Below are 21,777 nucleotides of genomic sequence, written 5' to 3'. Positions count from 1 at the left end.
AAAAATTTAAAAAAAAAAGGAGGCTAAAACATGCACAAAAGTTCAATTGTTGGGAGGGGACAAATAGATAAGATAATATTTAATTTTCTTTCATATACGATTGTTGGTATCTTTGCTTTGGCATGTATTTTACCTTTTTACTTAGTAGTAATTGGTTCCTTTAGTGATGAAAGAACAATTATTACAGAAGGGTATAGTTTAGTAATAAAGAAATTTTCGCTTGAGGCTTATAAACTCATCTTTAAAAATCCAATTTCAATTATACGTGCATATGAAATTACTATCTTCGTAACGGTCGTGGGGACAATTTGTAATTTATTTATTACCCTAATGACTGCTTACGTGTTGGCAAGAAAAGATTTTCCTTGGAGAAACGGCATTATGTTTTTCTTTTTCTTCACTACTTTGTTTAATGGTGGTCTTGTACCTTGGTATTTGCTTTGTAGTGAAGTATTAAAGTTTAATGATAAAATATATGCGTTAATTCTACCATTAATGTTCTCGGTTTGGAATATGATAATTGCAACAAATTACATAAGAAATAATATCCCATTTGAAATCATTGAATCAGCCAAAATTGATGGTGCAGGAGATTTTACAATGTTTATCAAACTAATAGTTCCTTTGTGTAAACCATTGACAGCAACGTTAGCGCTATTTACTGCGTTAGCCTATTGGAATGATTGGTATAATTGTATGTTGTTTATTCGAAATGAAAACATGTATACACTTCAATATTATTTGCAAGAACTTTTGAACAGTGCAGAAGCGATAAGAAGGATTGCTGAAAAAAGTGGAAGAATAGTCCAAGCGTTACCAATGGAATCTACAAAAATGGCCATGACAGTTATTGCTACAGGTCCGATTATTTTACTCTATCCATTTTTGCAAAAATATTTTATCAAAGGTATTACAATTGGGGCTCTTAAGGGTTAAAAACCCTTAAGGATTATAAAAAAATCATAGACAAGGAGGAGGAATTGAAAAATGCGTATCAAAAAAATTTTAGCCTTGGTAACAGTTATTTTGGTTGTCAGTAGCATTACATTAGGACTCTTTAACTGGCAAAGTGCAAATGCAACTAAACCAAACCAGAAATTAATTCATCCTACCGGAGTGGACCTTTCAAAACCAATAAAATTGGTTATCTATATGGTAGGAAACAAGCCAGATGACTTGGAGATGGTGCTAAAAGAAGCTAATGGAAAGTATTTCAAGCCTAAACTAAATACTACAATTGAAGTTCGTTTTATTCCTTTTGCTGACTTGCAAAATAAATACTCACTAATCTTAGCAGGTGGAGAACAATGTGATATTATATATACAGCAAATTGGTGTTATTATGCTCAGGAAGCAGCAAAAGGTGCCTTCAGAGAACTCACTATGAATTGGATCAAGAAATATATGCCTCAAACTTATAAGAGTCAAGATCCTGCCTCATGGGAACAAATGATGATAAATGGAAAAATCTATGCAGTTCCTAAAAATTCCTCTCCACCTGTGAATTATAAATTTGTGGTAATTAGAGAAGACCTAAGAGAGAAATACAAACTGCCCAAAATTACTAATGTCGCCACATACGAGAAATATTTATTCACTGTTGCTCAGAAGGAGAAAGGAATTCAGGCATTAGGTGTTGCAGGGAATAACTGGGAACTAAGACAAGTACTATGTAAGCAGCTTAACAAAATATGGAATATAGATGAAAGTTATGATTTCTATTATAAAATGAACAACAAACCTGATGCACCTGCTTCGTCAGAAATTTTTTATCTGTTTACTTCCCCCTATTTCAAAGAATATGTAAAGAGAATGGTCACATGGGCAGCTAAAGGAGTATGGCCTAAGAATGCTATAAACAATACTATCTCTCCAAGTGATTTATTTGCTCAAGGAAGAGCAGCTTCTTATGTTCATAACTTTGCAGTTTTTGGATCTGGTAAGCGTTTAGAAGAAGCTAAACTGGGGAAAGCTGGGTACTATGATCTTACACCTGATATTAAGTTTAAGCGAGCTTCATTTGCTAACGATGCTTTTGCTATTACCAGAAAATGTCAATATCCAGAGCGAGCAGCATTGGTTTTAGATATGATGAAAAATGATAAAAATCTCAATTTATTACTTATAGGTGGAATAAAAGGAGTGCATTGGATAGAAAAACCTGGCAATCTATATGCACGGGGTCCAAGAGCAGATAAGTATAGTTGGAATACGTGGGGTTGGGCATTAACAAGACCTGATCTTCCTCAGGATGCAGAAGCTAGTGCAGTCCAGCGTGCAATGGAAAAGAGCATAGGAGCAAGAGCTATTCCAACCCAAACAGATGGTTTTGTTTTTGATGAAAGACCTGTTAAAGCAGAACTTGCAGTAATAAACTCTTTGAGAGATGAATATGTACCTGCATTAGAATTAGGAATGTTTGGGAATAAAACGGATGAGAAGTTAAAAGAATTCGAGCAAAAACTTAAAAAAGCTGGTTTAGAGAAAGTTTTAAAAGAAGTAAGAAGACAATTTGATGAATATAAGAAGAGAAAAGGATTGAAGTAAGTTTGAGTTAAAAAACTAAGTTAAAAAGGGGAGTAATGTGACCTGATTTTCTTTTAAAAAATTTTGGTTGAGGAGAAGTTTACCAAAAGGGACATTACTTCCCTTTATTTCTTGAGATATTATTCCTTCGTTGCGAAAAGTAATTGAACTTTAACTAATCTTATAAAATGTTCCTGGAAAAGATACCATAGGGGGATAGGAAAATGAGGAAGTATGAAGATTTTGATACAGGGTGGAAATTTACAAAATGTGAAAAGTACGAGGCCGAGATTTTTTCTATTGATTATGACGATAGCGAATGGAGAATAGTAGATCTTCCTCATGATTGGAGTATAGAAGGGGATTTTTCAAAGGATCATCCTACAGGGGGAAGTGGTGGCTATCTTCCTGCAGGTATAGGTTGGTATAGAAAAAAGTTTATGATTTCAAAGGAATTGGAGAATAAAAAATTTTTTATTGAGTTTGATGGAAGTGCAGGGATTACAGATGTGTGGATTAATGAATTTCATGTAGGAACACACTATCACTATTATACTAGTTTTTACTTTGATATCACTTCTTTTTTGAAGTTTGGAGATGAAAATGTAATTGTAGTAAGAGTTGATAATTCGGAACAACCGAATTCAAGATGGTACACTGGTTCAGGTCTTTATAGGCATGTGAAGTTAATTGTTACGGAAAGAGTTCACTTTGAAGAGTGGGGGGTATTTATTAAAGCTACCTATGTGGATGAAAAGAAAGCAACATTAGAAATTGAAATGGAGCTTTGTAATGAAACACCTGAAGATTTTGAAGGAATATTAAAAACGGTAGTTTATGATCTTTCAGGAAAAGTAGTGGCAGAAGAAAGTGTTGCAATAACACTTGAGAAAAACAAAAAAGGAAAGAAAAAAATAGTTACAAATGTAGAGAATCCTCACTTGTGGAGCATAGAAAATCCGTATCTTTATTCAATTGAAAATATTATTCAAAAAGGAGAAGAAATAATTGATTGTATTTCCATACCCTTCGGAATCCGAACTATAAAATTTGATGCGGAAAAAGGATTTTTGTTAAATAGTAAGCAAGTAAAAATAAAAGGAGTTTGTTTACACCATGATGGTGGATGTGTGGGTGCTGCTGTGCCTGAAGGAGTATGGGAAAGAAGGTTAAAACTCCTAAAAGAAATGGGGTGCAATGCAATTAGAACAGCGCATAATCCTGCTGCTCCAGAATTCCTTGATATGTGTGATAGAATGGGATTTTTAGTAATTGAAGAAGCATTTGATGAATGGAAAATTGGAAAAATAAAAGAGTTTGGAGAGAATTTTTTAGAAGGAGATAGTAGATATGGGTATCATAAATATTTTGATGAAAACTTTGAAGCTGATTTAAGATCAATGATAAGAAGAGACAGAAATCATCCTTCCATCATTATTTGGAGTGTAGGGAATGAAGTACCTGAACAAACTACACCAGATGGACATCTTATTCTGAAAAAGCTAATAGAAATATGTCATGAAGAAGATCCTACACGGCCAGTGACGGCTGCATGTGACCAGATAGAGGCAGAACCGAAAAAAGCAACAGAAGAATTTTTAAATTTATTGGATGTTGTTGGTTATAATTATGTAGATAGATGGAGAAATAGAACAGAAATCTTTTATGCAGAAGATCATTTTAAACACCCGAATTGGAAAATAATAGGCACAGAGCATGCTTCTATTAATCAAGTCAGAGGAGAATATTCTTTTGAAGCAAGCCAATTTGGATGGTGGCGAGGTCCTTATTACACTTCAATGATAAGGCCAGAAAAACTGTGGAAATTTACAAAAGTTCACGACTATGTCGCAGGTGATTTTATTTGGACAGGATTTGACTATTTAGGAGAATCTCGTTGGCCAGCAAAAAATACAAGTTGTGGGATATTAGATACCTGTGGTTTTAAGAAAGATTCTTTCTATTTTTACAAAAGTCAATGGTCTGAAGAACCAGTGCTTCATATTTTTCCTCATTGGAATTGGAAGGGTATGGAAGGAAAAGTAATACCAGTTATATGTTATACAAATTGTGACTATGTAGAATTATTCTTAAATGGCAAATCACTAGGGAGAAAATGTTACGAGTTTCCTGCTCAAGGGATGACAAAAAGGTTTGGTCATTACGAAAAACCGTTTGTGTATGCTACAACTGGCGACTTGCATCTTTCTTGGGATGTTCCATATGAACCAGGTATCTTAAAAGCTGTGGGAGTGAAGGATGGTAAAGAAATTGTAAAAGAAGTAAAGACCACTGGAGAACCCCAAAGAGTAAAGCTTATATGTGATAAGCAGAAAATGAAAGCGGACGGTAAAGATGTTTGCCATATTACTGTTCTTATTGTAGACAAGGAAGGACAAATCGTACCCGATGCAAACAACTTGGTTGTTTTTGAAGTTAAAGGTTGTGGGGACTTAATAGGAGTTGATAATGGGAAACCGGATAGTCATGAATCTTATAAAGATGCGAAAAGAAAAGCATTTAATGGTATGTGTTTGGCAATAGTAAAATCAAGAAAACAAAAAGGGATGATAGAAATTGTTGCGACATCTGAAGGATTAGTAGGTGACTCAGTAGAGATTGAAGTTGATTAAGTTGAGGTGACCACCTTTCCTCATTTCTATGATGGGAAGGTGGTCGTATTTTCAAAAAATTCTTGTTTTTAGTTGCGCTTAAATATTTTCTATAGACACGTAAAATTTGTTCACAAAGGAGGAAAATAATAAATAATGTCGATTAATTTAAGTAACAAAGAGACAGTTCCAGTGGATAAATATGCTAATAATTTAGCTTTATTTTTTAAATTTTCTTTGCCGTTAGTAATTGAAAATGTGCTACGAAGTTTCCTTAGTAATATCAATATATTGATGCTAAGTAGATATTCCAATGAAGCTGTAGCAGCTGTAAGTATAGCCAGTCAAATTATTATGTTAGTTATTACCGTATATAGTATGTTTTCGGCTGGAACAGCCACTTTATTAAGCCAATATTTAGGAGCGAATAAGAAAGATATGGCTGAAGAAATTGCTGCTTTATCGTTTAGAGTGAATTTTTTAATAGGATTATTTTTAAGTATTTTTATTTCGGCTTTTGCTCGACCAATTCTAATTGGAATGAAAACTCCTTCTGAGCTTATGTCTATGTGTTTTGTGTATTTGACTATAGTAGGTGGTGGCTCATTTTTGCAGAGTATTTTGGGTGTTCTTTCGGCAATATCAAGGTCTTATAAAAATACTTTTTTGCCGATGTTTTTTTCTTTTGTTATGAATATTTTGAACATAGTAGGAAATTGGTTGGTAGTGTTTGAACCTATCAAGTTACCTGTTTCTAAAATAATGGGAATTTCCCTTTCTGTAGTTTTGAGTGAATTTATAACATGCATCTTCTTTCTATTCATTCTAAAAAGCTCTTATTCTTTAAATATTCTCTTTTTAAGAAAGAGAGGCCTTAGCTCTTATGTTGCTATCATAAAACAGCTTTTTAGTTTAAGCTTACCACTAACTGCAGAGGGAATATCTTACCCCTTGTCTCAAGTGGTAATAACATCGTTTATTGCAAGATTAGGTTCTGTGAGTCTTGCTGCTCGTACGTACGTTTCTAACATAGTTTTTTTTGTGTATATTCTTGGTTTTTCAATGGGACAATGTTCTCAAATAATTGTTGCTCATTTAGTTGGGAGCAACAAAATTGGTATTGCCCATAAATTTTGCATAATGATTTCAAAATTAATAATACTATCTAACATTAGCCTTTCGTTGCTTTTTATTATATTAGGCAAGAGAATAATTACCCTTTATACACACGACAAGGAGATAATTTATATAGCCTATTCTCTCTTTATTGTAGACTTATTCGTAGAAATTGGAAGAGGACTTAATCATGCGTTTAGCTTTGCTTTAAGGGGAGTGGGTGATGTAAAATTCATGATGATGTTCTCCCTTTTAGGCATGTGGGGGATAAGCGTTTTTCTTTCTTATATCTTGGGACTTTCACTTAAAATGGGGTTAATAGGAATGTGGATTGCATTTGCTTTAGATGAATGGACAAGAGGGATTGCTCTTGCAATAAGATGGATCAAAAAAAGATGGGTTTGTAGTATAACGAATTATAGCTAATAAAATAATGGTTTGTAATAAGTAGAAAAATACCTAATTAAGTCAATAAAAACTTACGGAAAACAAAAAATTTTTACACTTTCTTTGAGCCTGTTGAATAAATATTTTTACCATAAAAGCATGTATAAGGTTAACAAAATTGATTCCACACATATGCAAGAGTAAATTTACGTTTTTCCATTTTTCTAACAAATTCTTCAAATAAGTAAGTTGGGGTTGTTGAATAAAAGATACAACCATTGTAAGTAAAAATATCCATAGAAGAAATTAAAAAATATCCCCCTTGTGATAAAATTTTAAAGTGCAAGAAGACAACAAACACAAGGGGGATACACAACATGACTAATGATATTAAACCACAAAAGAGAAAATTTTTAAAGATCCTTTTTGCTATAAAGAAAGTAGCCCAAATCTTAAGAGTTTCCAGAAAATCAAATAAAAGAGGAAGACCAAGAAAATTTGAAGTATTTCAAATAATAGCGTGTTTGGTTTGCAAAGTAAAAAAACAGTATTACAAGTTTTAGAGAACTTGAGTACAGAATAAATGAAGATGTAGAATTTAGAAGGAGTGATAGGGATAGAAAAAAGCCCGGATTATTCTTATCTTGCGAAATATGCAGCAATGATAGAAGAAGAATATTTAGCTGATATAAAAGGAATACTGGTAAGTGCAATAAATCCAGACACAAGTATTTGTGTAATACGTTCAACACCTTTGAGAAGCAGCAAAAATGATAAGTAGGCAGTAACAGGTGTATGTGCAGTTTTGGGTTTTTACAAGGGATACAAATTACATTTGCTTGCCACAGGGAAAGACGAGATAATACCTTTAGCTTGGGAATTTTCTTGTGCGAACGAGCATGATAGTCAAAAGATAGAGTTTTTGTCCAGGGCATGTGTATATGGAGCCAAGATAGTTTTAGCAGATGCAGGATATAGCAGTAGAGAAATGGTTCAAGACAGCTCAAGAGTTTAAGATAAAATTTGTTGCAGAGATAAACAAAAGGAATATGAACAACAAGAATAATGTAAAAAGTGAAGTGAGGGCAGAGAATATGGAATATTTAGAGGCTGGGGAAGGGAAAAAGCTATACAGAAAAAGAAGGATAATAGAGGGGCTTTTCAATAAACTTAAAGGGGATATAAATTAAAAAATATGAGATTAAGAAGCTTTAGGACTTGTAAAAGGTACGTGGAGTGGATATTGATAACTTACTTATTTGAAGAATTTGTTAGGAAATTAGAAGAACATAAATTTATTCTTGCATATGTATGGAATCAATCTTGCTAACCTCATACATACTTTTATGGTAAAAATATTCATTTAACAAACTCATTTATAAGACTCTAAGAATAATTTTGTCCAAATTGGCATTTTTATAATATAAGCATCTTCCAAGTATTGAAAGCTTATATTATCCAATTTTAATTTTTGCCGAAAATAATCGCAAACGATATTGAAAACAATTCGAAAAACTTTTATAATAATCTTATACAACAATCACAGCAAAGGGGTTTACTTTTCATGGGAAAAATCAAGGCAGCTATTTTTGACATGGATGGTGTTTTAACAGATACTGTAAAGTTACATTTCAAAGCATGGAAGAAGATGTTTGAAGATCATGGTTATAAGTTTGAATATGAAGATTACAAATGGAAGGTTGATGGGAAGCCAAGGCTGGATGGGATAAGAAGCATTGCATATGATGTACCTGAAGACAAGCTCATAGAAATGGCAGAGGAAAAACAAAAGATTTTTTTGGAATTTGTTGAACAAGAAAATTTAAAAGCTTTTGAAGATAGCATATGGCTTTTAAATCATTTGAAGCAAAACGGTATAAAACTTGCTGTTGCTTCTTCAAGTAAAAATACCACCAAAATTTTAACCAAAATAGGAATTTACAATATGTTTGATACAGTTGTAACAGGGTATGATTTCAAAAAAGGCAAGCCTGACCCAGAGATATTCTTGACTGCTGCAGAAAGGCTAAACGTTAATCCAAAAGAATGTGCAGTGTTTGAAGATGCCATAGATGGTGTTAAGGCAGGCATTTGTGCGGGGATGCTTACAATTGGTATCTGTAGAGATGGTCAATTTGATAGGCTAAAAGAGGCTCATTACGTGGTTGATAGATTAGATAAGATTAGTTTAGAACTTCTTGAAAATCTTCATGAAAAACTTTTCAAAAAGGTTTAGGAGGTTTTTGATAATGAAACTTTCGGAAAAAAACTGGCTGATTGAGCAGGAAAGTTTTGGAGTTTCACATAGATATGAAACATGTTTTGCTCTTACAAATGGGTATATAGGAATAAGGGGAATCAATGAAGAGGTTTTTTGTGATGAGATACCAGGAACTTTCATAGCAGGTATATTTGACAAAGATACAGCTCAGGTTACAGAGCTTGTGAATTTGCCAAATCCAATAGGTCTTAGGATATATGTAAATAGAGAATACTTAAATCCTTTAAAATGTGAAATTCTTGAGTTTAAAAGAGTTTTAGACTTAAAACAGGGGCTACTTTTCAGAAAGTTGAGACTAAAAGATGAAAAAGGCAGAATTACATCAATAGAAGGATTCCGATTTGTCAGCATGAAAAATAAAAATCTTATTGTTCAAAAATATAATGTAGTTTGTGAGAACTACTCAGCAGTCTTAAATGTAGAAAGTTTTATTGATGCGAACACCATGAACTCCAAGGATACTCCAAACGATAGAGTAAAACATTATGAAGTAGAAGATAAAAAGGATTGCAAAAGCTGTATATTCCTTGGCATTACAACAAAGGATAAAAGGTACAAAGCAGGAATAGCGAGTTCTACAGAGGTTTTATTAGATAGCCAGAAATGTTATTTTAATAGATTTGTAAAAGATTTGGGAAGCGTTATTACCGAAAACCTTGAGGTTGAGGCAAAAGAGGGAAAAAGTTATGAGATTGTAAAGCTGAGTGTATTGGTGTCCTCGAGAGAAAAGGTTGATGATATTTTTAAAAGTTCTACAAGTAAGCTTGAAAGAACAAAAGAATTAGGTGTTGAGAGGTTGCTTTCTGAGCATATAGAAGAGTATGACAAGCTCTGGGATGTTAGTAAACTTGAAGTAATTGGTGATGAGGTTGCAGATAGAAGTCTTAAATTTAACGTTTTCCATCTACTTAGTATGGCAAATCCAGAAGATGAACATGTAAGCCTTGGTGCAAAAGGCCTTCACGGAGAAGGTTACAAGGGACATATTTTTTGGGACACAGAGATATTTATGCTCCCGTTTTACATTTACACAAATCCGAAAGCTGCAAGGTCAATGCTGATGTACAGGTACAATCTTTTGGACGCTGCAAGAGAGAACGCAAGGAAAAATGGGTACAAAGGTGCGCAGTTCCCTTGGGAGTCTGCAGACACTGGACAAGAGGAGACGCCAAAGTGGGGGTACGATTATCTTGGCAAACCTGTTCGAATATGGACAGGGGATATAGAATATCATATTTCAGCAGACATAGCCTTTGCAGTTTTAGAGTATGTGCGTGCAACAGATGATATAGAGTTTCTTTTAAACTATGGTGTGGAAATTGTGATTGAAACAGCAAGGTTTTGGGCTTCTATTTGTAAATACAATGAAGAAAAGGATAGGTATGAAATAAATGATGTGATAGGTCCGGATGAGTTCCATGAACATTGCAACAACAATGCCTACACCAATTATCTTGCAAAGTGGAACTTGGAGAAGGCCTTTGAACTTTTGACACGCTTAGAGAAAAATTATCCCAGCCATTTTGAAAGGTTAGTAAAAAAAATAAACTTATCAGAAGATGAACCTTTGAACTGGCTAAAAGTTGCATCAAAGATTTATATTCCATACCATCCTGAAACAAAGTTGATTGAACAGTTTGAAGGATATTTTAATCTTAAAGATTTTGTTATTGAAGAATACGACAGCAATAATATGCCAGTCTGGCCGAAAGGTGTTGAGCTTGACAGGCTAAATGATTATCAGCTCATAAAACAGGCAGACGTTGTGATGCTTTTGTATTTGCTCGGCGACCAGTTTGATGAAGAGGTTATAAAAATAAACTATGACTACTATGAAAAAAGGACAATGCACAAATCGTCATTGAGCCCGAGCATCTATGCCCTGATGGGAGTAAGAGCGGGTGAGACAAAAAGAGCATATATAAACTTTATGCGTACCGCTTTGACAGACCTTGAAGACAATCAGGGCAACACAGCTTTGGGGATACATGCTGCATCTTTGGGCGGTACATGGCAAGCTTTGATATTTGGTTTTGGAGGTTTAAAAGTGGAAAAAGATGATGTTCTATCTGTCAACCCATGGCTGCCTGAAAAGTGGGAAGCTTTGAAATTTAGCATCTGGTGGAAAGGAAACTTGCTGGATTTTGTCATAACCCAGGAAAATGTTGAGGTCAAAAAAAGAGTGGACAAAAGCAAGGTGAAAATCAAGGTAAGAGGTAAAGAAGTAGTCTTATAGCCTTTTGAGTCGCAACTCCCTGTGGAAAAAATTCTCACAGGGAGTTTAATTTCACGAAAAGATTTCGAAAAAAGTTTGAAAGCTGGAGAATATGAAGCAGCATTGATTATGCTTAATAAACAAAATTCAAAAATTAAATTAAAAACCTATAGACAAAATTACTAACTTGTTGTATAATAAAATCATCGAAAACATTTCCGAAATATTTAATTCAAAAAGGAGGTTTGTTTTATGAAAAAATTTCTAACAATTTTATTAACGCTAATTTTTCTACTTTCCTTAGTTGCGGGAATGGGTGCTGCGCAAAAAGATGTTTTTGCCACTTCCAAGATAACTTTAAAGCTGGGTGCGTGGGCATCTTCTCCTGCTGAGAAGAAGATTGTTCAAAACCAAATCGCAGCATTCAAAAAGCTGTATCCAAATGTTGATGTGAAAATTACTGAAATTGTCGGTGACTACAACCAAAAGATGCAGCTTCTCATGGCATCTAAAACAGAACCTGATATCTTTTACATGGATTCAATGCCAGCATGGCAGTATATTGCAAAAGGTGTTTTAGAGCCGCTTGACAGCTGGATGAAAAAGTACAATGTCAAAACAATTGGTTATGAGTCATCACTTCTCCAGCCATTCATCTACAAAGGAAAAGTGTATGGACTTCCAAAAGACTACAATACATTAGTTTTGTTCTACAACAAAGAGATGTTCAAACAAGCAGGTCTAACTCTTCCACCAAAGACATGGCAGGAGCTGAAAGAGTATGCTAAAAAACTTACAACAGACAAGGTTGTAGGTCTTACCATGAACCTTGAACTTGCAAGAATTCAACCTTTTGCATATCAAAATGGTGGTAAAGTATTTGATGGCACAAAACCAGTCTTTACCGACCCGAAAGCCTTGGAAGGCTTAAAATTTGCACTTGACCTTTTCAAAGAAGGAATATGCAAGACTCCAAAGGATTTAGGTGCTGGCTGGGTTGGGGATGCATTTGCTGACAAGAAAGCTGCTATGACAATTGAAGGTGGCTGGATGATTCCATTTTTAAACGACAGAAAGATACCAAAAGATCAATATGGAATTGCAGAACTTCCTGCAGGACCAGCTGGCAAGTCAACAATGGCATTCACCGTTGCATATGTAATGAGTAAAAATTCAAAGCACAAGCCGGAAGCGTTCAAGCTTATAAGATTTTTGACTGGTGAGGGCGGACAGAAGTTTGTTGTTGAAGCAGGCTTGGCACTTCCTTCATTAAAGAGTGCAGGTGTAAACTTTGCTAAAACTTATCCAGAGAGAAAAGCGCTTGTTGATGGTGCAAAATATGCACAGGTCTACTTCTATGGTCTGGATGGCACGAAAGTTGTGGATGTCTTCAACAAAGCATTTGAAGATTATGTAATTGGCAAAAAGTATGACCTTAAGAAGAACATTGAAGAAAGAGTAAAGCAAATCATGAAGTAAAATAGAAAATACTACCGGGAAAATAATCAAGGCAGGTAAAAAAGCCTGCCTTGATTTATAAGAATATAACTGTAAGTTATAGGGGGATGTGAATAAAAAATGAGAAATAGAACAAAAGCCCAAGAATACTTGACAGCTTTTGTCATGCTGCTTCCTTATATACTGTCTTTTTGTGTATTTTTTGCTTACCCACTTGTAAAAGCTTTTATGATAAGTTTTCAGAACTTTTCATTCTTAGGAGATGTTCCACCTAAATTTGTAGGCCTTGCTAACTATAAAGAAGCGCTGACAAACAAGATGTTTTTAGATTCTATTTTTAACACAATTTATTATTCGGTTTTAGTTGTTCCTACTCAGCTTATTATTGCTCTCATTTTAGCTGTGATAGTAAATGACAAGGTAAAATTCAAGGAGTTTTTCAGAACAACATATTATCTTCCCACAGTTACATCACCTGTAGCAGTATCAATTATATTTCTGTTTTTGTACAAAACAGATGGGCTTGTGAATCAGATTTTAAGCCATATTGGGATTACTCCCCGAAACTGGTTCAATGAACCTTCTTTTGTGATGCCGGCAATTGTCAGTGTTGCTGTTTGGGGGTCTGTAGGGTTTTATATGGTTACATTTTTGTCTGGGCTTTCAACTATTCCAGACCAGCTTTATGAAGCTGCAGAGGTTGAAGGTGCAGGAGAATTTATTAAGCTTGTTAAAATCACAGTACCTCTTTTAAAACCGATGATATTTTTCAATACAGTTGTATCTTTTATTAGCACTCTCCAGATGTTTGATTTGTCATACATTATAGGTGGTTCTGATGGTGGCCCCATGGGAAAAGCAATGACAATGGTTGTGATGATATATAGAACAGCTTTTAAAGAATTCAACATGGGAGTTGCCTCAGCTATGGCGTTTGTTGTGTTTGGGATTATATTTGTGTTTACGTTAATTCAGCGAAAGTTTTTTGGTGAGGAAATGTCGTATTAAGTAGTGATTTTTCTTGATTATCGAAAAAGGAGATGATAAAAAGGTGTGGAGGAAGGAAAATACCTATGGGATTGGAGTCAAAATAGTGCTATATACAATCTGCATTTTATGGGCACTGATAACCTTGGTACCGTACCTTATTGCCGTTATAACTTCTTTAAAACCTGTAGAAGATGTGACAAAATTCTCAGTTGACTTTGGAAAGCTGAGCTTTAGTAGCTATAAATACATCACAACAGAGTTTCCGTTTATGAGGTGGCTTTTTAACAGCTTTGTAGTTGCAGTGGCTGTGACAGCTGGTAATCTACTTTTTAATTCCATGGCAGCCTATGCTCTTGCAAGGTTAAGCTTTCCATTTAAGAAGGTTATTTTTTACATTATCATAGGTACTATGATGATTCCTGGGCAGGTACTCTTAATTCCTATTTACCTTATTCTAAACAAACTTGGCTGGATTGATTCGTACAAGGGACTAATTATTCCATGGCTTGTGAGTGCATTCTATATATTTTTTATGCGCCAGTACTTTTTGACAATCCCTAAGGATTTAGAAGAAGCTGCATTGATTGACGGACTGTCACGGTTTGGAATATTCTTTAAAATATTCTTACCGCTATCATTGCCAGCTTTGGCCACTCAAGCTATATTCATATTTGTGGGCAACTGGAACAGTTTCATGTGGCCAAGCATCATAGCTTCGTCTGAAGAGCTGTATACCCTGCCAGTAGGCCTCAACTCGTTTTACGGTCAGTACTATCAGTTTTGGAACCAGGTTTTAGCAGGAGCAATCCTTCTTTCTTTGCCAACCATAATAGTTTTCGTAGCATTTCAGAAATATTTCGTCAGGGGGATAGTAACAACAGGGCTTAAAGAGTAATAAAAATGTTGAAATAGAAGACAAAGAAAGTGTATAATTATTTTCAAGGTTTTAGTGAAACATTTCAAAAATAAGAGGGAGACACGAAAAAATGAGGAAGAACAAGAATGTGACCATAAAAGATATTGCAAAAGCTTTGGGACTGTCACCAAGCACTGTTTCAAGGGCGCTCAATAATTACTCAGATATAAACCCTGAAACAAGAGACAAGGTAATAGAGATGGCCAAAAAACTAAACTACACACCAAACATCTTTGCAAAAAGCCTTGTCACAAACAAGACAAAAAGAGTTGGACTGTTCATTGAAGACATGGAGAGGGAAGGCATATACGGTGTTTTTTATTATGAGATACTTATAAGTTTCAGGAAAGCTGCAATGGACAATGGTTATGAGGTTGTTTTGCTCTCAACATCTTCAGAGGAGCAAAAAAGAATCTCTTTTGATGCGGTTATGCAGGAAAAAGGGCTTGAAGGCGCATTTATCATGGGACTTAAGATGGATGATGAGTATCTGAATGAAATACAAAAAAGTACCTATCCTGTTGTTTTGCTTGACATTCCAATAAAAAACTCAAATATAGGTTATGTGACAACAAACAATCTAAAAGGTGCGCAGCTTGCAACAGAACACTTGATTAACCTTGGACACAAAAAAATAGGATTTTTGAATGGTCACAAAAAAGCATATGTCAGCCAAGAAAGATTAAACGGTTATATATTGGCACTGAGCAAAAACGGACTTCAGGTTGACAGTGAACTTATTTATGAAGGTGATTTTACAGAGGCAAGCGGGTTTGAAGCAGCAGACTATTTTATTAAAAAAGGTGTCACAGCAGTTTTTGCTGCATCAGACATGATGGCAATCGGTCTTATAAAAAGATTAAAGGAACTTGGTGTGGATGTGCCTAAAAAAGTTTCGGTTGTTGGATTTGACGATATATCCTTGGCACGTTACATCACCCCTACTCTTACAACAATAAGACAGAACAAGAGTGAAATGGGCAAATCAGCTTTTTACCTGCTTTTAAACCTGATTTCAAAGCAGCCCATAAACCACATTATCTTAGAGCCAGAGCTTATAAAAAGAGAATCAACAGCAAGGCTGCGCTAAATATCTTTTTAAGCTTTACAAAAAAACGGCTGTGAGGAGAAAACACAAATCTTCTCACAGCCTTTAAAATTTTAATTGGCAAGGATAAATTCTTTAGTCTGTCCTCTTTTCAATTCAAAACTGCTACCATAATGTGAAAGCTGAACACTTTCACCTTCCAAAAGTGTATAGGAAGCTTTGTCTTTTGTGATTTCCACTTTCAAAACTTTTCCCTTGTATCTTACTTTAAACGATAAACATTCAAGCCTTTGAGGAAGCTTTGGTGAAAAAGAAAGCCTGTCTTTGTTTGTTCTCATTCCACCAAAACCAAATACCAAAGCTTGCCAAGCTCCGCCCATACAAGCGGCGTGAATTCCATCTTTTGTGTTGTCATTTAAATCGTCAAGGTCCATTCTTGCTGTATATACAAAGTATTCGTATGCTTTGTCTAAATATCCAAGTTCTGCTGCAAGGATGCTAAAGATTGCAGGTGAGAGTGATGAGTCATGTGTTGTAATTGGTTCATAATATTCATAGTTATTTTTTAAATCCTCAAATGTAAAGTTTTCTCTCAAAAGATAAATGAGCAAAAGGACATCTGGTTGTTTGCAAACTTGATATCTATAAATGTCTAAATAATGCCAGTTTAAAAGAAGAGGAAACTGATTCTCTGGGATTTTTGACAAATCAAGCCTCTTTTTATAGATGAATGAATCGTCCTGAGGAATAATTTTCAGCTCTGAATTGTACGGCAAATACATGTTATCAGCAATGTTTTTCCACAGTAAAACCTCATCTTTTAAGAGCTCAATTTTTCTACAAAGTTTCTCAAGAGCATTACTATCTTTTTCTTTTAATATATTATAAAGCTCTGTAGCAAACTCAAGGGTCATCTTTACCATATAGTTTGTATAAGCGTTGTTGTCAACAAGTGCAGTATACTCATCAGGGCCGGTGACACAGAATATGCAGAACTTTCCGCCCTTTGCTTCACTGAAATGGCCAAGTTCTGAATAGAATCTTGCAACTTCAAATACAATCTCTGCACCATAGTTTTTTATAAATTCCAAATCATCTGTTGCTTCAAAATACTTTTTTATGGCATACACAATATCAGCGTTTATGTGGTATTGGGCAGTCCCAGCGGGGAAGTATGCTGAACACTCTTTTCCTGCAATGGTTCGCCAGGGATATAGTGCTCCTCTGTGGTGAAGCTCTCTTGCCCGCTTTCTTGCTGTATCTAAAATGCTGTATCTATATAAAAGAAGCATTTTTGCAATTTCTGGCTGGGTATATATGAAAAACGGCATTATATAAATTTCAGAGTCCCAGAAATAATGTCCGCCATAGCCTTCACCGGTCAAGCCTTTTGCAGCAATGTTTGAAATACCGTTTCTACCTGTTGATTGAAGCAGAGAAAATAGACTAAATCTTATAGCTTGCTGAATTTTAAAATCTCCTTTTACCACAACATTAGCGTTTTTCCAAAAGGTTTCCAAAAATTTTCTTTGTTCTTTCAAAAGGTTTTCAAATCCAATCTTTTTTGCTTCAAGTATTTCAGCAGCACAGAGCTCTTCAATCAAATCTTCTTCAACATCTCTTTGTGTAAAATATGAAAAATATTTTGTCAAGCTATATTCCATATCTTGTTTAGCATCAAACTCAATTTCAAATATAACAAGATTTTTCTCTTTGTCGGCAAAAGATTTGCAGAAAAATTCTTTGATGCTCAAAACATGATCTACCATGCAGCCATACGAGAGTCTACTCTTTTTAGTTTTCTGCATCAAAAAACCATTAAGTTTATTACAGGAAGCTTTAATTGTCTCAAAAGGAAATTTTTCTATTCCAGAACTAACCCTCACATCTTCTGTCTCAAGCAGATTTGAAGAGTTTCCATCTATTTTACTTACAATCTTTATTCTACCAGAAAAATTGAGAGGTTTTATTCTAATATTAATTGCTCCTAAATGCTGCCTTTTAAAACATGCAAGCCGCTCAAAAGATATAAAAATTTTTCTGCCACGTTCGGATTCCCAGAGTATTTCGCGTACTACCGTTCCGCTCTTCATGTTTAGTTTTCTGATATGTTTATAAATTTTCCCACTGAACAGATTAAATTTTTCATCCTCAATGCTTATTTCAAATGTCTTCACATCAGCAACATTTACCATTGCCTCGCCACGCTTTGCAAATCCATATCCACCCTCTGGATAGGTTATATCATACTCTTCATAAAAGCCGTTAATATATGTTGCTTTAAAGCTCTGGCTTTTGTCAGGAAAATCTTCATCCAAGTTTCCCCTCAGCCCTAAATATCCATTTGCAACTGTAAAAATGGTCTCAAGCAAAAAATTCTTTTCAGGATGAAAGCCCTCCTCTATTATGTTCCACTCATCTGGCAAAAATATAGGTTCCTTTTTGGGAAGCCTTCTCAAGCTGAACTCTCCTTTCGCAGCAAAATCTTTTTTATCAAAATCTAGCAAGAAGACTCCATCTTCTATAAGATGGAGATGAATTGCTAAAAATATGATACAATATTTTTCAGGTGATTTCAAATGTACAAAACACAGAAGAATCATATAAGGTGTGATAAACAAACATACAAACTTCTGCGTCTGCTGTGTTACTTTTCCAAAAACTTGTACAACTATGCTTTGTATCATATAAGGCAACATTATTTTAAAACTCAGGAATATCTGCCATATGAAAGTGTATATCATCTTGTGAGGGAAAACGAAAATTACAGACTTTTGCCTTCTCAGGTTGCCCAGCAAACTCTTATTTCTGTGGACGAAGCTTTTAAATCTTTTTTAAGTATTTTGAAAGCTAAAAAAGAAGGGAGAATAGATAAAAAAATTTCAATACCGACATACCTGCCAAAGGAAGGGATGTACCAGATTGTTTTTCCTAAAGACCAGTTCAAGGTAGAAGGGAATAAACTGAGACTCAGTCTTGGTAGAAATTTTTATAGGGAATTTGGGGTAAGGTACTTGTATTTTGAGTTGCCACAAAACATTACAGGCAAAAAGCTCAAGGAAGTCAGGATAATACCGAAGTTTTGTGGCAGGTGGTTTGAGATTGAGTATGTGTATGAAGAGGAAGAAAAGTTTTGTAATCTTGACAGAAGCAAGTACTTATCGATAGACTTAGGGCTTAACAATTTTGCAGCAATAGTTGATACCATTGGGACTGCCTTTTTGATAGAGGGTAGGTTTTTAAAATCAGTCAACCGATGGTACAACAAACAAAGAGCAAGACTTCAAAGTGTATACTCAAAACAGGGAATCAAATCAGGTTTAAAACTTGCAAAGATTTCTCTTAAAAGGCAGCATATAATTGACAATTTTTTAAATCAGGCTGTGAATTTTGTAATCAAGCACTGTTTAGAAAACAGGATAGGGAGCATAGTAATAGGTCAGTTAGAAGGTATAAAACAAGAGATAAATCTTGGCAGGGTGAACAATCAAAATTTTATGGGAGTACCGTATGAGAAATTTAAGAGAAAGTTAGAATCGAAGTGCAAGTATTATGGTATAGGGTATATGGAAGTGGATGAAAGTTATACATCACAGACATGCAGTAGATGTGGGACAGTAAGCAAAAGTAACAGGAAATACAGAGGATTGTACGTATGTAAAGATTGCGGGTATGTAGTTAATGCGGATATAAACGGGGCGCTGAATATACTTGAGAAAGTAGCTGGTGAGTCTGCTGCGGTGCAGATAACCAGTAGCGGGTGTGTGAACCACCCTGTGAGAATAAGGGTAGTTTAAACCTACCAAACTTCTCGCGAAGCCTCCACTTCTTTAGGTGGACGGTAGTTCACGTAATCATACCTTATTATAATTTTACGGAATATTTTCGGCAACATTTATGTTTAAAAAAGATTTTGATGGGTAAAAAAGAAATGAAATTTATTTTAAAGGAGGACCCGATTTATGAGCGTAAAGAATGATATGACAATAGGATTTTTGAGGTCTGCATATGGTGGGGAGAGCATGGCTCACATGAGGTATTTGCTATGGGGTGACATTGCTGAAAAAGAAGGTTTTCCAAACATTGCAAGACTTTTTAGAGCAATCTCATATGCTGAGCAGGTCCATGCGAACAACCATTTTAAAGTACTTGGCAACATCAAAGGTGGGCATATGGTTGCATCTGATGCAGTATTTGGAGTTGGCACAACAGTGGAAAATCTTCAGGGAGCAATTGACGGCGAACTTTTTGAGGTAAACCAGATGTATGATGTTTACTTAAATGCTGCAAAATATCAAAACGAAAAAGATGCTGAAAGAAGCTTTTATTTTGCAATTGAGGCAGAAAAGATTCATGCTCAGCTTTTTAAAATGGCTCAAGATAGCGCAAAAGAAGGAAAGGATATAGAGATTAAAAATGTGTATATCTGCCCTGTTTGTGGGCATACAGTTTTAGATGAAGCACCTGAATATTGTCCAATCTGTGGGACAAAGAGAGAGATGTACAAAAAGTTTTAATAAACCTCAAAAATATATGAAAAAATAAACAAAAAGGGGCAACTCCCAGACTTGTTTCTTTTCGGGAAAAGCCCCTTTCACTTTTTAATTATGAGTTTAAAATCTCATCAATCTCTCTCAGCTCTTCTTCTGAAAACTCAAGATTATTAATACATCCCACATTATCTTCAATCTGAGATACCTTGCTTGCACCAACAATTACTGAGGCTACAACTTTGTTTCGCAAAATCCACGAAAGTGCAAGCTGTGAAACTGTCTGACCACGCCTTTTTGCAATCTCAGATAACTTTTTAACTTTTTCAATTCTCTCAGGTGTTATATCACTTTCTTTCAAGAACACTCCTGATTTTCTTACTCTTGAGTCTTCAGGAATTCCGTCCAAATAACGCTCTGTCAGAAGCCCCTGGGCAAGAGGAGAATATATCACAGCTCCCATGCCAAGCTCATTTAATGTATCAAAAAGACCATTTTCAACATCTCTTGCAAACATATTGTATCGAACTTGATTTACTATAAGCTTTAGTCCCATTTGTTTTGCAACTGAATACGCTATTTTAGTTTGTTCAGGATTGTAATTTGATATACCAGCATACAAAGCTTTTCCGCTGTGCACTGCCTGATACAAAGCCTCCATTGTCTCTTCAATTGGTGTTTCTGGGTCTGGTCTGTGCGAATAAAAAATATCGACATAGTCAAGGTTCATTCGTTTAAGGCTTTGGTCTAAGCTTGCAAGAAGATACTTTTTTGAGCCCCAATCACCGTATGGACCTTCCCACATCTTGTATCCTGCCTTTGTTGCAACAATTATTTCATCTCTGTAAGGTCTTAAATTAAGTTTAAATAATCTACCAAAATTTTCCTCAGCAGCACCCGGTGGTGGTCCGTAGTTGTTTGCAAGGTCAAAGTATGTTATTCCGAGATCAAAAGCTCTTTGAACAATTTTTCGCATGTTGTCAAATGGGTCACCATCTCCAAAATTGTGCCAAAAACCAAGAGAGATAGCAGGAAGTTTTAAGCCACTTTTTCCACAGCGAAGGTATATCATGTTATTGTATCTGTTCGAATTTGCTACATACATGCTAAGTTATCTCCTTTTAAAGTATTTTTAATAATTTGATTTTATCCTTTTGAATTAAATAATACAAGTACTTTTCCAAATCTCAATTGCAAAGAATACTAAAAAAAACTATAATATAGATAACAACACTTTCAAAGCTTTTTAAAGGATTGTGAACCGATGGATGAAAATATCAGGAGAGAAGATAATTTGAAGAGAATTGAAGTGAAAATTGCGGGTATGAATTATGTATTAAAGACTGACGAAGATGAAGAATACATAATGAAGATTGCAAATTATATAAACAAGAAGATGTCTGAGGTTGTAGCTAACGAGCCTCAGCTTTCAACATCTCTTTCTGCAATGCTCACAGCTTTTTTGGTGGCAGATGAGTATTTTAAACACCTTTTAGAATGTGATGAGAAGCTTTCAAAGATAGGTGTTGAAAGCGAGAAATATCAAAAAGAGGTAGAGGAATATAAAGAGAAATTAAAAGTGGCAGAGGAAAAAATTTTGCTGCAAAGTCAAGAGATTGAAAAATTAAATGAAATTATTCAAAATCTTAACCAAGAACTTGAAAAGACAAAGCAGGAACTTGAAAAGACCAAAAAAGAACTTGATGATTTTATAAATGCATTTGACGGTGATAGATAA

Annotated in this window: 15 protein-coding genes and 1 pseudogene; 14 read left to right on the top strand and 2 right to left on the bottom strand. The window is 34.9% G+C overall.

Annotation, left to right across the window (positions count from 1 at the left end):
- The first annotated feature begins 30 nt into the window (after positions 1-30).
- The 11 genes and pseudogenes from CaldiYA01_RS10210 (at position 31) to CaldiYA01_RS10160 (ending at position 15,591) form a co-directional block, all read left to right on the top strand.
- Positions 31-936: a carbohydrate ABC transporter permease gene (locus CaldiYA01_RS10210; protein ID WP_207179374.1), complete on the top strand. Its 906-nt coding sequence runs from the start codon at positions 31-33 to the stop codon at positions 934-936.
- Positions 937-987: 51 nt separating this feature from the next.
- A complete protein-coding gene (locus tag CaldiYA01_RS10205) occupies positions 988-2,547 on the top strand; it encodes an ABC transporter substrate-binding protein (RefSeq protein WP_207179372.1) in 1,560 nt (519 codons plus the stop codon).
- A gap of 203 nt (positions 2,548-2,750) precedes the next feature.
- A complete protein-coding gene (locus CaldiYA01_RS10200) occupies positions 2,751-5,159 on the top strand; it encodes a glycoside hydrolase family 2 TIM barrel-domain containing protein (RefSeq protein WP_207179370.1) in 2,409 nt (802 codons plus the stop codon).
- Positions 5,160-5,294: 135 nt separating this feature from the next.
- Entirely contained in the window at positions 5,295-6,680 is a 1,386-nt protein-coding gene (locus CaldiYA01_RS10195; RefSeq protein WP_207179368.1) for an MATE family efflux transporter, read from the top strand.
- Between the two features lie 338 nt (positions 6,681-7,018).
- Positions 7,019-7,971: pseudogene (locus CaldiYA01_RS10190) on the top strand (transposase).
- Positions 7,972-8,205: 234 nt separating this feature from the next.
- Positions 8,206-8,877 (top strand): HAD family hydrolase, encoded by a 672-nt coding sequence (locus tag CaldiYA01_RS10185; RefSeq protein WP_207179367.1) that lies wholly within the window; start codon positions 8,206-8,208, stop codon positions 8,875-8,877.
- A gap of 13 nt (positions 8,878-8,890) precedes the next feature.
- Positions 8,891-11,158 (top strand): glycoside hydrolase family 65 protein, encoded by a 2,268-nt coding sequence (locus CaldiYA01_RS10180; RefSeq protein ID WP_207179365.1) that lies wholly within the window; start codon positions 8,891-8,893, stop codon positions 11,156-11,158.
- A 231-nt stretch (positions 11,159-11,389) separates the two neighbouring features.
- Positions 11,390-12,616, top strand: coding sequence for an ABC transporter substrate-binding protein (locus CaldiYA01_RS10175; protein ID WP_207179364.1), 1,227 nt, complete (start codon positions 11,390-11,392; stop codon positions 12,614-12,616).
- A 99-nt stretch (positions 12,617-12,715) separates the two neighbouring features.
- On the top strand, positions 12,716-13,603 hold the full coding sequence (locus CaldiYA01_RS10170; protein WP_207179363.1) for a carbohydrate ABC transporter permease: 888 nt from the start codon (positions 12,716-12,718) through the stop codon (positions 13,601-13,603).
- Between the two features lie 43 nt (positions 13,604-13,646).
- A complete protein-coding gene (locus CaldiYA01_RS10165; protein WP_207179362.1) occupies positions 13,647-14,480 on the top strand; it encodes a carbohydrate ABC transporter permease in 834 nt (277 codons plus the stop codon).
- Positions 14,481-14,571: 91 nt separating this feature from the next.
- A complete protein-coding gene (locus CaldiYA01_RS10160; RefSeq protein WP_207179361.1) occupies positions 14,572-15,591 on the top strand; it encodes a LacI family DNA-binding transcriptional regulator in 1,020 nt (339 codons plus the stop codon).
- Positions 15,592-15,662: 71 nt separating this feature from the next.
- Here the strand turns inward: CaldiYA01_RS10160 and CaldiYA01_RS10155 are convergent, their stop codons facing one another.
- Positions 15,663-18,008 (bottom strand): glycoside hydrolase family 65 protein, encoded by a 2,346-nt coding sequence (locus tag CaldiYA01_RS10155; protein WP_207182831.1) that lies wholly within the window; start codon positions 18,006-18,008, stop codon positions 15,663-15,665.
- Positions 18,009-18,128: 120 nt separating this feature from the next.
- Between CaldiYA01_RS10155 and CaldiYA01_RS10150 the strand changes: the two genes are divergently transcribed.
- Both CaldiYA01_RS10150 and CaldiYA01_RS10145 read left to right on the top strand, forming a co-directional pair.
- Positions 18,129-19,346 (top strand): RNA-guided endonuclease InsQ/TnpB family protein, encoded by a 1,218-nt coding sequence (locus tag CaldiYA01_RS10150; RefSeq protein ID WP_207179360.1) that lies wholly within the window; start codon positions 18,129-18,131, stop codon positions 19,344-19,346.
- Positions 19,347-19,511: 165 nt separating this feature from the next.
- Entirely contained in the window at positions 19,512-20,066 is a 555-nt protein-coding gene (locus CaldiYA01_RS10145) for a rubrerythrin family protein (RefSeq protein ID WP_207179359.1), read from the top strand.
- Between the two features lie 88 nt (positions 20,067-20,154).
- Here the strand turns inward: CaldiYA01_RS10145 and CaldiYA01_RS10140 are convergent, their stop codons facing one another.
- Positions 20,155-21,144 carry an aldo/keto reductase gene (locus tag CaldiYA01_RS10140; protein ID WP_207179358.1) on the bottom strand — a complete coding sequence of 330 codons (990 nt, stop codon included), beginning with the start codon at positions 21,142-21,144 and terminating at the stop codon, positions 20,155-20,157.
- A 189-nt stretch (positions 21,145-21,333) separates the two neighbouring features.
- On the opposite strand from CaldiYA01_RS10140, the gene zapA reads away from it, so the two are divergent.
- Positions 21,334-21,777: a cell division protein ZapA gene (gene zapA, locus CaldiYA01_RS10135; RefSeq protein WP_238480519.1), complete on the top strand. Its 444-nt coding sequence runs from the start codon at positions 21,334-21,336 to the stop codon at positions 21,775-21,777.

The organism is Caldicellulosiruptor diazotrophicus (genome assembly GCF_017347585.1).
GTDB classification, from domain to species: Bacteria; Bacillota; Thermoanaerobacteria; order Caldicellulosiruptorales; family Caldicellulosiruptoraceae; genus Caldicellulosiruptor; species Caldicellulosiruptor diazotrophicus.
Note: the sequence above shows the minus strand (reverse complement) of the source record. Positions and strands in the feature narration are given on the sequence as shown.